The sequence below is a fragment of the Streptococcus sp. 29887 genome (assembly GCF_032595075.1).
In the GTDB taxonomy this organism is placed as follows: Bacteria; Bacillota; Bacilli; order Lactobacillales; family Streptococcaceae; genus Streptococcus; species Streptococcus iners.
The window spans coordinates 1,121,206-1,133,576 of record NZ_CP118735.1 but is presented as its reverse complement, the minus strand read 5'-3'; the positions used below and the strand labels follow the sequence as shown (position 1 = coordinate 1,133,576).

The following is a 12,371-nucleotide window of genomic DNA, read 5'->3' as shown; positions in this document are numbered from 1 at the left end:
TTACAAAAAAATCAGCTCTCTTGGAGCTGAATATTATATCACTTGAATACCCTTTGTATCCACCTGAAGCGGATGAACCGTTCCATCCAAGTCTAATTGCTCAAGGGCTGTTACAAGGGCAGCTTCCTTATCCTTTGAAGTCAAAACCATGACAGTTGGTCCTGCACCTGATAGATAGGTTGCGTAGGCTCCCAGTTCTTGTGCTGTTTGCTTGATTGGACAAAATTCTTTGACCAACAATTGACGGAAGGGTTCGTGGAACATATCTGACTGAATGGCCTTACCAGCCTTCTCCAAATCACCAGCCATCAAACTAGCAACAGCCACATTAGAAATGGCGCTAGCAGCAACAGCTTTTTTGTAGCCCATTTGCGAAGGTAGAACCCCACGACTTTCAACTGTGCGCAATGGGTAGTTTGGAATGAAGGCAACAAAACTTGCCTCCGGAAACTCTGTTACTACAGCCTGGACCTTCTTATTGACATAACTAGCAATAACCAGATTACCGTAAATCGCAGGAGCCACATTATCAGGATGCCCTTCAATTTCAGTTGCCTTAAGCAATTTTTCATCTGCAGTCATGTTCAAACCAGCCAGTTGGTTGCCCAACTCAATACCTGCTACAATAACTGAACTCGAAGAGCCCAACCCACGCGCTAAAGGAATATCACTAAACATTTTAATCCGATGAGGCTGGAGGTTTTTAGCTACCTTCAAAGCAGTTTTGATAAGGAGATTGTTCTTATCTGACGGCACATGGTCTAGATTGTGCTCAATAACCCACTCATCCGTCTGCTCTAAAACTTCAATAGTCAAGTATTTTGAAAGGGCAACACCAACTGAATCAAATCCTGGTCCGATATTGGCAGATGTTGCAGGGATAATAATTTTCATACCTTATTCTCCCAACACCTTAAATGTATTTAAGACTGTAAAGTCTGATTCTTGAGCCAATTTAGCAGTCACATTTTCTAATTGTGTCTTGCTCATTTCATGAGTTACAATGACCAAGCGAGCAGTTTCACCATTGGCAGCTTGTTGCAGAATTTGCTTAAAGGAAATCTCCTCAGAATTGAAAATCTCTGCCAAACGAAGCATTTTTCCATTCTTATCTGGTGCAACAATTGAGAAATAGTACTCACTTTTAACATCGCTTGGAGCAGCTAATTGAAGCGGACGGCTGTATTCGTTAAAGGCTTTGCCGATAGTTTTGTCTTTCAAACGACGAACGATACGAATAATATCTGCTGTAACACTTGTTGCAGTCGGCTTTTGACCTGCACCTGGTCCATAGTACATAGATTGGCCGATACCGATTGATTCCACAAAAACAGCGTTCATCACACCATTTACGCTAGCCAGTGGATGATTTTTCGGTAGGAATGTTGGGGATACCTCGGCAGAAATACCTGTGGTGGTTTCTTGAATATCTCCCACTAGTTTGATGACATAGCCCAATTCTTGCGCCACTGCCACATCTTCTGGCGTAATGTTGGAAATCCCTTTGTGAGCTACATGGTCAAAATCAACTGTCATACCAAAGGCAAATTGACTGAGGATAACTGCCTTGTAGGCTGCATCAATTCCCTCAACGTCATTGGTTGGGTCTGATTCTGCATAACCAAGTTCCTGAGCTGTTTGAAGAGCTTTTTCGTAGGTCCAACCTTCATCCACCATCTTGGTCAACATGAAGTTTGATGTACCATTCAATACACCGAGGATACGAGTGACCTTGTCAGCAGCCAATGAGTTAACCAAGGTACGCAAGATTGGAATACCGCCCGCTACAGCAGCCTCATAATAAAGTGCCAACCCCTTTTCTTCAGCCAAGGCACGTAATTCGCTACCATGAACCGCCAACAAATCCTTGTTCGCTGTAACAATATGTTTACCTGCTTCCAAGGCGCGTGTGATAAAGGTTTTGGCTGGTTCGATACGTCCCATCAATTCAACGACGATGGCAATGTCTTCATCAGCTAAAATCTCGTCAATATTTGTCACAAAATTATAGTTATGTCCCGCAGCCAACAAGCGTTCTTTCTCTGCATCATCTTTGACAAGAACTTTTGCAACCTCGATACTGTCCTGCGCTGCCTTTTCAATCTTTTCTGTATTCTCAGCTAATAAAAACGGCACGCCACTTGCAACTGTACCAAAACCTAATAATCCAATCTTAACTACCATGTGATCTCCTTTAGAAAGTATTTCTCCCATTATATCAAATTGGCTAACCATTTGGCAAAAAATTTGATATAATTGTTATATACATATTTATAGGGAGAATTTCTCATGAAACATTCCAGACTGAATACTCTGAATAGAAAACAAAAGCGAAAAAGAAGGACTAGAATTGAGCATTTCTTAGACCTACTCCCCCTAATTGTTTTGTTTACCATACTTGGCTTCCTCATCTTTCAAGTCACACAACAAATGACTGTAAAACAAGCTAGTACTTATTCCTCTAGCACGCAGATAAAAGAAACTACAGCTACTACAACATCCAACACTTCTAGCTCAACTGCTATTACTTGGGAAGTTCAGTCTGAACCTGTCAAACTGCCTATTCTCATGTACCATGCCATTCATGTCATGGCGCCTGAGGAAGAAGCCAATGCAAATTTGATAGTAGATCCAGTAACATTTGAAAGTCACCTCAAAGCCTTACAAGAGGCAGGTTATTACACACTTTCACCTGAAGAGGCCTATAAGGTGCTCACTGAAAACGTCCTACCAGCTGGGAAAAAAGTGGTCTGGCTGACCTTTGATGATAGCCTATGGGATTTTTATAGCCATGCCTACCCTCTGCTCAAGCAGTATCAAATGAAAGCAACCAACAATGTCATTACAGGTTTTACGGAATATGAACAGGCTGGACACCTAACCATTGAACAAATCAAGGAAATGCAGGCTGCTGGTCTGTCCTTCCAAGGCCACACAGTCAACCATCCTGACCTGGAATACAGTACAATTGAAACGCAAACAGAAGAACTAACTGCATCCAAGGCCTATCTAGATAGCCAATTAAATCAAGAAACCATCGCCATTGCCTATCCAGGTGGTCGCTACTCAGCAGATACCGTTGCCTTGACGGAGCAGGCCGGCTATAAACTTGGCGTGACAACTAACAATGGCTTAGCTTCAGCAAGTGATGGGCTACTGACCCTCAATCGTGTTCGAATTCTACCAACTACTACAGCAGAAAATCTACTAGCTGAAATCGCCTATTAAGTTCAAAACTCCCCTGTCTTCACTGACAAGGGAGTTCATTTTATGTATACTCAATGAAAATCAAAATCAGGCTAGCTCCAAAGGTTTGGGGAGCCTTTGGAGGTTGGAAATAGAGCGAACAAAGTTCGCTTCTCCAAGAGCAGATAGTCCCCCTACTACTTTCGCGTCTTCAGGTAGTAGGCTGAAAAAATCCACAGGATCTTTTCACTCATCAAATCAAATCAAGTCAACAACGTCTGCTTTTGATTTTCGAAGAGTATTAGATTGACTAAACTGACTTTGGTATAGATTATAATAGAACCCCTTGTCCGCCAAAAGGCTGTCATGATTACCTTGTTCGGTGATCTGTCCATCTTTCAAGACCAAAATCTTATCAGCTTCTTGAATAGTTGATAGACGGTGGGCAATGACAAAACTTGTCCGCCCCTTCATCAATCGTTTCATGGCCTTTTGAATCAAAAGTTCCAAACGGGTATCGACTGAAGAAGTCGCTTCGTCAAGGATCAGAATAGCAGGATCCGCCAACAAGGCACGCGCAATGGTCAAAAGCTGTTTCTGACCTTGGGAGATATTGCTGGATTCCTGGTTCATTTCCATATTATAACCGCCAGGCAGGGTACGGATAAAGTGGTCAACGTTGGCAGCTTTGGCAGCTTCCACAATTTCCTCATCTGTCGCATCCAGACGTCCAAAACGCAGGTTTTCCTTGATGGTTCCTTCATAGAGCCAAGCATCTTGTAAGACCATACCAAATTGACTACGGTAGGATTGACGCGAAATATTTCGAATGTCCTGACCATCCACTTTGATAGAACCTGATGTCACATCGTAGAAACGCATGAGAAGATTGATAAGGGTTGTCTTACCAGCCCCTGTTGGTCCAACGATGGCCACCATTTCACCTGGTTGAACATCAAGATTAAAGTTACGGATGAGTGGCTTGTCTTCTGAATAGCCAAATTCGACCTGTTCAAAGCTGACTTGTCCAGTCAGACTTTCTGTCAACTCTAGCGCATTGGCGTCTTCTTCATCAAGCTCATCTAGGACTGAAAAGATGCGTTCAAGGGAGGATTTGGCAGACTGCAACTGGGGTGCCAACTGGGTCAAGGTTTGGACGGGCTGAGAAATCTGCCAGACGTATTGGACGAAGGCCTGCATATTACCAACAGTCAATGTACCTGCAAGTACTTTCAGACCAGAAAGCAGGGCAACGACGACATAGGCGATATTTGACAAGCCATGAACCAGAGGCATGAGCAAGCCAGACATGAAACTAGCCTTGAAACCAACTTCCTGCAAATCTGCGGTAATCTGGCGAAACTCTTCTGTAGAAATTTCTTCACGACCGTAAAGTTTGAGAACGTTAAAACCAGTCAGATTTTCTTGGACAAAGCCGTTCAAACGACCGAGGGCATCCGCCTGCTGTTTGAAATAAGGCTGGGATTTGCCCATGACAAACTTAGAACCAAAATAGGTCACTGGAACCAAGGTTACGACTACAAGTGCTAGGGATACATCCAACCAGAAACACATGAAAATGGCTAGAGAGAGGGTCAATACAGCATTAACCAACTGAAGAAAACTTTGCTGTAAGGCATTCGAAACAGTTTCCACATCGCTGGTAAATCGCCCCAGCAAGTCACCATACTGGTGCTTATCAAAGTAAGAAACAGGAATTTTGTTAATCTTGTGGCTTAAATCCTGACGCAATTCCTTTGTCGCACCCTGCACTGCTTTTGTCATAAAATAGTTGGAACCATAGGCGCCGATTTCATACATGAGGGCACGGAGTGCGTACAGACCAAGCATGATGGCGATATAGGAAACATTTATTTCCGCCCCTTCTACTCCATTAGCAATATCCAGCAAATTCTTGGTCAATTCTGTAATGATGAGCCCCAGTACAAAGGGTTCTAAGGCATTCATAACTGCACTGATGGTCTTTAGAAAAACGGCTAAAAATACAGAAGATTGGTAACGACGCAAATAGTCCCAAACACGAGTAAATACTGATTTATTCTTCATAATCCCTCCTATTCTTCTGTCAGAGATTGACGGTTAAGCTGAGAATTAGCAATTTCACGATAAATCTCATTGCTTTCCATCAATTCATTGTGGGTACCGCGACCAACGATTTCACCTTCGTTCAGCACGATAATCTGGTTCGCATCCATAATGGTTCCGACCCGTTGGGCCACAATTAGCACCGTCGCATTCTCCGTCACTTCTTTCAAACGACTACGCAAAATGGCATCCGTCCTGTAATCCAAGGCAGAGAATGAATCATCAAAGATATAAATATCGGGCTGCTTGACAATAGCTCGGGCAATAGACAGACGTTGCTTCTGACCACCTGACAGGTTGCTACCACCCTCTGCTAAGTGGGTGTCAAACTGCTCTTCCTTGCTCTCGATAAAATCTTTGGCCTGGGCCACATCCGCCGCCTCATGCAACTCCGCCAAACTCGCGTCTAGCTTCCCGTATTTGAGGTTTTCAGCGATGGTTCCGGTAAATAGCAGAGCTTTCTGCGGAATAAAGCCAATCTTACTACGGAGTGCCTTTAGATTGTAACGTCTGACATCCACCCCGTCTACCAAGATTCGTCCTAGAGTTACATCATAGAAACGCGGAATCAAGTTGACCAAGGAAGACTTACCAGAACCTGTTGAACCAATAAAGGCAATCGTTTCACCAGGCTTAGCTTTGAAGGAAATATTGTGCAGCACAGGCGACTCTGTTTCACCAGGGTAGGCAAAGGTCACATTTTCAAATTCCAAATAGCCACGAGTGTCTGTTTCAGTTATGCCGTCTTCATTCTTAGAAATAGAGATAGGCATGTCCAAGACTTCCTGAATCCGTTGGCTCGATACCGACATCCGTGGATACATGTTAAACAAGTTGGCAAAGAGCAAGAATGAGAATAGGGCATGGAAACTGTATTCGATAAAGGCTACCAAATCCCCAATCTGCAAACTGCCATCTTTCAAAGGAGGCAGGGCAAACCAGACAATAGCCACAATCATGGCAATGATAATCTGGACAAAGAGTGGCTCTGTCAGACCAGTCAGGTTAAAGAGTTTTTTGGATGTTTCAGTATATTCTTCATTGACCTCTGCAAAACGAGTTTCTTGGAACTCTTCACGCGTAAAGGCACGAATGACCCGCAAGCCCATAAGATTTTCACGAACATATTGGTTGATAGTGTCCAATCGTTTCTGTTGCTTTTCAGAAAGAGGACGAGTTTTGGTTGCAACATAGAAAATAACAAAAACCAGAAAAGGCATGGCTACTGCTACTGTCCAGGCCAGACTTGGACTGGTTACCAAGGTCATGAAAACAGAAGCAACCATCATCAAAGGTGTGATAATTCCCAGTTTCAGTACCATCTCCGCAAACTGCATCAAAACAAAAGCATCATTGGTCATACGAGCAACTAGAGAAGAAACACCAATCTGCTCATATTCATGATGAGAATAGTCCTGAATTTTTTCGTACAGATCATTCCGAATATCCTTGACAATATTGGTTGTCAACTGTCCAGCCGCATAGGCTAAGGTTACTCGTCCAACAATACCAAGCAAGACAATCAAGCCCATCATTCCTGCCCAGTAGTAAAGCTGCCCAACATCGTTTTGTGTAATCCCTTGATCAATCATTCTTGCCAAAAATGTCGGCAGGCCTAGGTTTACCACTACAAATAAGAAGGCTCCCAACAAGTCCAAGGCAATCCACTTGGGATATTGTTTCAAATAGGTCCAAATCAATCGCATAAATCCACCTTTCTATTTGCCGCTTCACAGAGCGACAGAAAATATATCAACCCCTAACTCTAGATGTATAAATCTAGTAAGGCTGAGGGTTTTCCTACTCTCTCATACGTCGAAATAACAAGAGTAAGCTAAATGACGATAAAAAGGGGCCTGGCCCCTTTTTCTAAGTTAAAAGCCACCATACGGTGACTTTTATTATTCTTTCTCGTCGATCACTAAACGAACTTTTTTATCACTTGTTGGAACAGAGTAGACAATCGTTCTGATTGCAGAAATTGTGCGCCCTTTTTTCCCAATGATACGTCCAATATCAGATTTATCCAAATCCAAATGATATTCTAAAAATTCAGGTGTATCAACAATTTTAATTGTCAAGCTATCAGGCTGTGAAATCAAAGGTTTCACAATCGCAATAATGAGATTTTCAATCATGTCCATAAGTGTTCTCGCTTACTGTTCTTATTTAGAGAATTTTTGCTCGTGGAATTTCTTCAATACGCCAGCGTTTGAAAGAAGGCTACGAACTGTATCAGATGGTTGTGCACCTTTTGCCAACCACTCAAGTACACGCTCTTCTTTAAGAGTTACTGAGTTTTCAGCCAAAAGTGGGTTGTAAGTACCAACTGTTTCGATGAAACGACCATCGCGTGGAGCGCGTGAGTCTGCAACGTTAATACGGTAGAAAGGTTTCTTTTTAGAACCCATACGAGTCAAACGGATTTTTACTGCCATTTTAAAATGTTCTCTTTTCTTTAATTTTTTATTCGGTGAAATAGCAGAGCTATTTAGCACATGTTCTATTATAACACACTCTAAGCAGGTGTCAAGAAAAAAACTTGACAGATATTAAAAAAATCCATCCAACTTAAAATTGATTGGAAAATAGTATGATTTATTATGGTTAAATGGGATTATTTGCCCCTTTTCAAACAGAAAGAAAAACCGCCACTCCGAAGAATAGCGGTTTAATCATGTTTTTAAGCTACTTGAGTAGTTACTCGATTATTTAAGAGTAACAATTGCATTCTTTCATGTTTTCTTTGTATTATCAGTATTTCAGCTACCTATCTATTGATTGTGGTGGGGTGTGGTGGGGTGTGCAACAGTTTTATTTGATTGTGTTTTTGCAACTCCACTTTGTTCCAAAATTTCCTGAATTTGTCCACCAATTGTATTATCAACTTGATAATAATGTGAATAAGTATTTAAGGTGGTTGCTTTATCAATTCTTCCTGATCGGTGTGATAATGCTACAACATCTAAGTGTAAAACATTTATCATGAATGAATCATGTGAGTGCCTTAATCCTTTTCCTGTAATAATAGGAACGCCTGCTTTAAGTGCGTATCTTTTTAGCATTCTTGATAAGGTGCTTTTTACCATAGGTTCACCGAATCTAGAAAGGATAAAATTATCCTTTGAGTTCGAAACTTGAATTTTTCTCCATTCCATTAATATCCTTACCGTTTCGTCATCTAAAGATATATAACGTTTTCCTGCGTCAGTTTTTGTTTGTAATTTTCTAAAATACTGACCTTTCCCTATCGCTTCAAGTGTTGATTGGACATGAAGTGTTTTTTTCTTAGCATTGAAATCAGACCAAATCAATGAAAATCCTTCACTTACTCGAACTCCAGTCATATAGTATAACCAAACTGTTACGTATCTTAAGTGATCTTCATAATCAGTCAAGTCAAATTGCTGAATAACTTTTAAAAAATCTTCATAAGTCCAGAATTTAGTTTCCGGCCTTTTTCCTTTTGGATTATCTAACGCTTTACATGGAAAAGATTTTATATACTCTAAACGTTCTGCATATCCTAAAGATTGTTTAAATCTACACCATAGTTGTTTGGCATAGTTTGGTGAATAATTGGCAATGATTTTTACTCTAAATTGCTCACACATTCTTGGTGTGATATTTCTTAGTTTTGTATCACCAAATTCTTTAATAAACAATTCAAAATGTACCATGGCAGTACGATAAGTTAATCCTTGAACAGTTTGTCTGTAATATGGTAGGAAAACACTATTCATGAATGCCGAATATGAAATATCATAATCTGAGTATTCAAATTTATCATGAAACTCTGCACGCACTCTACATAATTCATTGTACGCTTCCTTTTCTGAATCAAAAGGTTTCCCCCATCTGTTTAAATAACTTTTATATCTTTGTCTTTTACCTGTTACGGGATTTGATTTAAATTCTGTCTGTATGTATATTCTGCCTTTCTTATCTTTATTTACACCTTTATAACGATTAGTCATGGTTAATCTCCTCGTATTCAACGAGGGAGAATCCTAATAATTCTTCAACAATAGATAGCGGCGCTAAGTCTAATCGCCTATTGTCGAATGGAGATTTACTTAATTTTACCGCATTTTTACTATTTTTGTCTGCTTCTTCGAATCTCTTTATTGCAATATTTTTGGCCTGCCGTATTATTTTTCTAGCTGTAGTTTTTGCAAAACCCAATCTCATTAATTCCTTGTGAGTTATTGTCTTCATAGAATACCTCTATCTATTAAAAATTTCCGAATGCATGTTACTCAGAACTAAGTTTCATGACATTGGTGGGTTGATTTGGAAATCAACATAGGAATCTCACCTGCTCCATTTTTCGACTAGAGCCTGAACGTACAGAAGTATCATTAACATTATTTGTGTCATGGCAAATTGGATTCCAACCCAATTGTAGAAACATATATTTTTCGCTCATATCATCGCGTATCTATTTCAACTGCTCGACAAATAAATAAAGTCCCACCTTGGTCTATTCAGTTTTCAATGAACAATAAAAGGATAAAATACCTCTTCAATAATAAGAGTTACATTTTATCCCTTTTGTTCCACTATTTCTCAATAAATTTTTTCAGATAACTTAAAACCTTATTTCGCAGTCTAAACACACTAGAGGCTGACAATTCTTGCTCTTTAGCAACTTGTCTTATCGAGTAATCCTCAAAATATATTGCTTTGATTATTGAAAACTCCAAATCTGACAAAGTCAATAATGCTTCATTCAACTTTTCTATTATCATTTTTGTAACGACTATTCTTTCGACGTCTACACGTTCATCTACTAGCAATTCATCGAAATTAAACTCAGCCTTATCAAATGATGAAAAGTTACGGACGCCATTTGCAATCATTTTTCGATTGACATAATTCTGATGGTTTACCACCTGCCAGTACGACTTGTAAATTTCCTCTGAGACAGGAATTTTTTCACCTTTAACGTATATATAATACTTCATATTATCCTCCTACTAGTTAGTTTTAGGCTTACTAGTTGGAGGGAGGAGATCTGATAAATGGCATAGCTGCTCTCGATATTTCTACTCACTTAGAGGGTCCTTCTAATACAAGAGTGAAAATATTTAAGGAGCGTTTCGGTCATAAATCAGGTAAATTTATGAAAAAAGAGAATAGTTGTTACACTACTCCCCGAATTTCATATATTTTTAAATATTATTTTTTGATCTTTTTTTACGACCAGTAAAAGATAGACCAACCAAACAGAATCCAAACAAAGAGTAAGATAAATTATTAACTGAATTTGTCTTAGGTAAAGATTTTGTTTGAGATACCGCAGAGGCAGTTTCAGGTAGTGAATGCTTTTTATCTTCTGAAACCTTAGTGACGATAGCTGAAGATTCTGCTTTCTTATTACTTTCTTTAGCCTCTGGAGCTTCAGTTACAACTACATTTGAACCAGTTTGGATTGGTTCTTTTGGTTTTTCTGACGGTAAATTATCAGGATTTTTCTCCCAAATTGCGTAAAGTTTTGTATCTAATTTAGGGAAGAACTCATCTAGTTTTATGCCTTCTGAATTTGTTGCCCAACCTTTTAAACTAAAGCCATCTCTAGCTAAAGTAGGGAAATCAACTTTTTCACCTAACTTGTATTCTCGTTCTTCAATTACTTTTCCATCATGGTCCTTAAAGGTAACTTTAACTGTTCTTCTAGAAAACTTATCAAAGTCATCCTTAGTATATAAGAAACCTGCACGCAAAGCATTTACATACGTGTAAAGTCTTTCACCTTCTTGCTTAGATCCCGAAGGAGGTGTTCCACCGCCAGCTGAATCAATTGTGATGTCATAACCTACTGCATCCGCATAAACTTTTAATACGGTTGTAGCTCGTGGTAAGTGTAAAATTGTACCAACAGCTAGGACATTTTTAGCTCCAAATTCTTTGAACGCTTTAACCATTCCTACTGCGTTACCTGGTGTATCCCGAGCAATATCATCTAAAATCAATCGATCCGCAGAAATTCCATTTTCGACTAGCCATTTTGCCATTACATCTGCTTCTGCATATTCGTAACGAACAGGACCCCCACTAAGCACAATTGGAATATCTGGATACCTTTCTGCCATTTCTTTTGTTTTTTCGAGACGAGTTATCAATGCCGGTGAAGGAGTACCATCAGGATTTGGGGATTGACCAAAAACTGCAATGACATCAGGAACCATATCTGTAAGTTGGTCTGAGCCATAATTTACTTTCTTAGCATTGTTTGAATCAGAAAATTTTAGTACATTATGAACAGCTTCTTCTGCTTCTGGTGAGATATATTTTAAAGCAGCTAGGCGGTTTTTTACTTGCTCCTTTTCACCTGTCACTTTAGCAGCAAGGATAGACAAAGATAAGGCATGAATATCGCTTGGATCTCTTCTTAAGATTCTATCTAGCTGTGAAAAAGCCTCCTTATAATTTTTATTTACTAAATAAACCTCTGCCTGTAAACGATAAGTGTTCAAATAGTCAGGATTTTCCTGAGCTTTCTGATCTAAAGATTTATACAGATCTTGCCATTCCCAACGTCTAAATCTAATAACATCTTCACTAAGAATTGAATCATTGGCATAAGAATCACCATAGTTGGAAATCAATTTTTCCAAAGGTTCACCTCTACCATCGGCTTTTGCACCTGGAGCAGGCAATTCTGAGTAGAAATCAAAACCAATTTCACTAGTATAGTCAACTCGTTCATTCGTAAGATTTTCATAAAAATCTTTTGAAATTGAAGCTTCCTCGGTATCTGATGCAGCTGAATATGCTCTAGTTTGCACTCCAGGTGCTGAATCATCAGTACTAATTAAAGTAGTTGTTTCGTTTTCAGCTACTCCTGTCTCTGTACTAATTTCTGAAGTAGTAATATCAATACTTTGTGAGCTATCAATAGTACTAGTAACAGAAACGCTAGTAGGCAAGTTTCCACTATTATTATCTAAAGCCTGTACATTTGGACCTGATGACAAAAGCCAGAATAAAGCCAGTGTAGAAATTGAAGTTAATTTCAATGCTTTAAACTTTCTTGCTCTGCAAGAATTATTATTTGTATTGAACATGAGTGTCCT

Annotated in this window: 11 protein-coding genes; 1 reads left to right on the top strand and 10 read right to left on the bottom strand. The window is 39.5% G+C overall.

Annotated features, from left to right (window positions below):
- Positions 1-33 precede the first annotated feature (33 nt).
- Positions 34-894 carry a homoserine kinase gene (gene thrB, locus PW252_RS05650; protein ID WP_248050284.1) on the bottom strand — a complete coding sequence of 287 codons (861 nt, stop codon included), beginning with the start codon at positions 892-894 and terminating at the stop codon, positions 34-36.
- A 3-nt stretch (positions 895-897) separates the two neighbouring features.
- Positions 898-2,184 carry a homoserine dehydrogenase gene (locus tag PW252_RS05645; protein ID WP_248050286.1) on the bottom strand — a complete coding sequence of 429 codons (1,287 nt, stop codon included), beginning with the start codon at positions 2,182-2,184 and terminating at the stop codon, positions 898-900.
- 105 nt (positions 2,185-2,289) lie between these two features.
- Here PW252_RS05645 and PW252_RS05640 point away from each other — a divergent pair, with 105 nt between their 5' ends.
- The gene (locus PW252_RS05640; protein WP_248050288.1) at positions 2,290-3,228 is read left to right on the top strand and encodes a polysaccharide deacetylase family protein; all 939 of its coding nucleotides are present in this window, start codon (positions 2,290-2,292) and stop codon (positions 3,226-3,228) included.
- 216 nt (positions 3,229-3,444) lie between these two features.
- Here the strand turns inward: PW252_RS05640 and PW252_RS05635 are convergent, their stop codons facing one another.
- The 8 genes from PW252_RS05635 to PW252_RS05600 all read right to left on the bottom strand — a co-directional run bounded on the left by PW252_RS05635 (position 3,445) and on the right by PW252_RS05600 (position 12,362).
- A complete protein-coding gene (locus tag PW252_RS05635) occupies positions 3,445-5,253 on the bottom strand; it encodes an ABC transporter ATP-binding protein (protein ID WP_248050290.1) in 1,809 nt (602 codons plus the stop codon).
- 8 nt (positions 5,254-5,261) lie between these two features.
- Positions 5,262-6,998, bottom strand: coding sequence for an ABC transporter ATP-binding protein (locus PW252_RS05630; protein ID WP_248050292.1), 1,737 nt, complete (start codon positions 6,996-6,998; stop codon positions 5,262-5,264).
- Between the two features lie 195 nt (positions 6,999-7,193).
- Positions 7,194-7,436 (bottom strand): KH domain-containing protein, encoded by a 243-nt coding sequence (locus tag PW252_RS05625; RefSeq protein WP_002940680.1) that lies wholly within the window; start codon positions 7,434-7,436, stop codon positions 7,194-7,196.
- Positions 7,437-7,457: 21 nt separating this feature from the next.
- Positions 7,458-7,730, bottom strand: coding sequence for a 30S ribosomal protein S16 (gene rpsP, locus PW252_RS05620; RefSeq protein WP_002940682.1), 273 nt, complete (start codon positions 7,728-7,730; stop codon positions 7,458-7,460).
- A 336-nt stretch (positions 7,731-8,066) separates the two neighbouring features.
- Entirely contained in the window at positions 8,067-9,269 is a 1,203-nt protein-coding gene (locus PW252_RS05615; RefSeq protein ID WP_248050294.1) for a tyrosine-type recombinase/integrase, read from the bottom strand.
- Complete coding sequence (locus PW252_RS05610) at positions 9,262-9,510, bottom strand: DUF3173 family protein (protein WP_027973757.1); 249 nt, start codon at positions 9,508-9,510, stop codon at positions 9,262-9,264. Before PW252_RS05610 ends, PW252_RS05615 begins: the two co-directional genes overlap by 8 nt.
- A 344-nt stretch (positions 9,511-9,854) precedes the next feature.
- Entirely contained in the window at positions 9,855-10,259 is a 405-nt protein-coding gene (locus PW252_RS05605) for a sigma-70 RNA polymerase sigma factor region 4 domain-containing protein (RefSeq protein ID WP_044772201.1), read from the bottom strand.
- A gap of 207 nt (positions 10,260-10,466) precedes the next feature.
- Positions 10,467-12,362: an ElyC/SanA/YdcF family protein gene (locus PW252_RS05600; protein ID WP_105209223.1), complete on the bottom strand. Its 1,896-nt coding sequence runs from the start codon at positions 12,360-12,362 to the stop codon at positions 10,467-10,469.
- Between the last annotated feature and the right edge of the window lie 9 nt (positions 12,363-12,371).

Coding starts and splice junctions, on each gene's coding strand:
- thrB (WP_248050284.1), bottom strand. CDS start 894: ATGAAAATTATTATCCCTGCAACATCTGCCAATATCGGACCAGGATTT.
- PW252_RS05645 (WP_248050286.1), bottom strand. CDS start 2,184: ATGGTAGTTAAGATTGGATTATTAGGTTTTGGTACAGTTGCAAGTGGC.
- PW252_RS05640 (WP_248050288.1), top strand. CDS start 2,290: ATGAAACATTCCAGACTGAATACTCTGAATAGAAAACAAAAGCGAAAA.
- PW252_RS05635 (WP_248050290.1), bottom strand. CDS start 5,253: ATGAAGAATAAATCAGTATTTACTCGTGTTTGGGACTATTTGCGTCGT.
- PW252_RS05630 (WP_248050292.1), bottom strand. CDS start 6,998: ATGCGATTGATTTGGACCTATTTGAAACAATATCCCAAGTGGATTGCC.
- PW252_RS05625 (WP_002940680.1), bottom strand. CDS start 7,436: ATGGACATGATTGAAAATCTCATTATTGCGATTGTGAAACCTTTGATT.
- rpsP (WP_002940682.1), bottom strand. CDS start 7,730: ATGGCAGTAAAAATCCGTTTGACTCGTATGGGTTCTAAAAAGAAACCT.
- PW252_RS05615 (WP_248050294.1), bottom strand. CDS start 9,269: ATGACTAATCGTTATAAAGGTGTAAATAAAGATAAGAAAGGCAGAATA.
- PW252_RS05610 (WP_027973757.1), bottom strand. CDS start 9,510: ATGAAGACAATAACTCACAAGGAATTAATGAGATTGGGTTTTGCAAAA.
- PW252_RS05605 (WP_044772201.1), bottom strand. CDS start 10,259: ATGAAGTATTATATATACGTTAAAGGTGAAAAAATTCCTGTCTCAGAG.
- PW252_RS05600 (WP_105209223.1), bottom strand. CDS start 12,362: ATGTTCAATACAAATAATAATTCTTGCAGAGCAAGAAAGTTTAAAGCA.